The 1,447-nt window shown below is 72.8% G+C and carries 1 protein-coding gene; it reads right to left on the bottom strand.

Annotated elements, in window-relative coordinates:
- A partial coding sequence (locus CUT83_RS15130; RefSeq protein WP_143688568.1) for an acyltransferase domain-containing protein occupies positions 1-1,447 on the bottom strand: 1,447 nt, incomplete at both ends.

The following is a 1,447-nucleotide window of genomic DNA, read 5'->3' as shown; positions in this document are numbered from 1 at the left end:
CGGCGGGGGTGAGGACGGGGTCGGGTCCCACCTCCAGATAGACGGTGACGCCCTCACCACGGAGCGCCCGGACACCATCGGCGAAACGGACCGTCTCCCGCACATGCCGCACCCAGTACTCCGGCGAGGCCAACTCCTCATCGGAAGCCACCCGCCCGGTCACGTTCGACACCACCGGTATACCGGCCGGCGCGAACGACAACCCCCGCACCACCGCCCCGAACTCCTCCAGCACACCCTCCATATGAGCCGAATGAAACGCATGACTGACCCGCAACCGCCGCGTACGACGCCCCCGCGCCGCCCACCACGCGGCCACCTCCCCCACCGCCACGGCATCCCCCGACACCACCACCGCATCCGGACCGTTGACCGCCGCCACCGACACCCGGCCACCCCACCGGCCCAGCTGAGCCACCACCTCCTCCTCCGACACCGCCAACGCCACCATCGCCCCACCCGAAGGCGCCTGCTGCATCACCCGACCCCGCGCCGCCACCAACGCACACGCATCGGCCAGCGACCACACCCCGGCCACATACGCCGCCACCACCTCACCGACCGAATGACCGGCCACACACCCCGGCACCACACCCCAGCTCTCCAACAACCGGAACAGCGCCACCTCCACCGCGAACAACGCCGGCTGCGCATACCGCGTCTCATCCAGCAACCCGGCCTCCGCACTGCCCTCCGCCGCGAACACCACCTCCCGCAACGGCCGCTCCAGATACCGGTCCACCTCCCCGCACACCGCATCGAACGCCGCCGCGAACACCGGATACACCGCATACAGCTCACGCCCCATCCCCGGACGCTGACTGCCCTGCCCCGAGAACAGGAAGGCGGTCTTCCGCGGGCGGCTCGCGCGTCCGCCGCGCACGGCGGCGCCGGTCTCACCGCGGGAGAGGGCGTCGAGTCCGGCGAGCAGCGCGTCCCGGTCGGCGCCGACGACGACCGCGCGGTGGGCGAGGGCGGCCCGGGTGGTGACGAGCGCGTGGCCGATGCCGGCCTCGTCCGCCTCGGTGGTGTGCGCGAGGTGGTGGCGCAGCCGTGCGGCCTGGGCCCGCAGGGCGGTCTCGGTGGCGGCGGAGACCACCCAGGGAACGGGGCGGCCTCCGGTTCCGGCCGGGGCCCCTTCCCCGTGCTCGTCGCGGTGCCCGTCCTGGTGCTCGTGGGAGTCGTGGAGGTCGTCGTGGGGCTCGTTCCGGTGGTCTTCGCCGGGCTCCCGCCGGTCTTCTTCGAGGATGAGGTGGGCGTTGGTGCCGCTGATCCCGAACGACGAGACCGCCGCCCGCCGGGGACGCCCCTCACCGGCCGGCCACACCACCGGCTCGGCCAGCACCCGCACCCCACCCGCCGACCAGTCCACCTGATCCGACGGCTCCTCCACATGCAACGTCCGCGGCAACACCCCGTGCCGCATCGCCATCACCATCTTGATCAC

Source organism: Streptomyces barkulensis (assembly GCF_002843305.1).
In the GTDB taxonomy this organism is placed as follows: domain Bacteria; phylum Actinomycetota; class Actinomycetes; order Streptomycetales; family Streptomycetaceae; genus Streptomyces; species Streptomyces barkulensis.
The sequence above is the reverse complement of the archived record's forward strand: the minus strand, read 5'-3'. Positions and strand labels throughout refer to the sequence as shown.